Below are 269 nucleotides of genomic sequence, written 5' to 3'. Positions count from 1 at the left end.
AGATACGCGTTTGGCTGAGCAGGCTGCACCATTTCGTGTTTCTGTCCATTCTGCAATGAGCTATGGCAATCCAGGTTTGCCCGATGTGATGGACAAACTGCGTAGCGAAGGCGTTGACCACTTTGTGATGTTACCCGTATTTCCACAGTATTCAGCGACTTCAACGGGTGCAGTGTACGATGCCATTACTAAATGGTCGTTAAAGCAGCGTAACTTGCCTAATATTACGATCGTTAAAGACTACTTTGCGCATCCTTTATATATAAAAG

Annotated in this window: 1 protein-coding gene; it reads left to right on the top strand. The window is 45.0% G+C overall.

Features of this window, described 5'->3' with window-relative positions:
* On the top strand, nt 1-269 hold a 269-nt coding region (locus tag AAEZ03_RS27515), incomplete at both ends, for a ferrochelatase (protein ID WP_350583030.1).

Source organism: Pseudomonas sp. HY2-MNA-CIBAN-0224, from assembly GCF_040310285.1.
Taxonomy (GTDB): Bacteria; Pseudomonadota; Gammaproteobacteria; order Pseudomonadales; family Pseudomonadaceae; genus Aquipseudomonas; species Aquipseudomonas helleri.
Note: the sequence above shows the minus strand (reverse complement) of the source record. Positions and strands in the feature narration are given on the sequence as shown.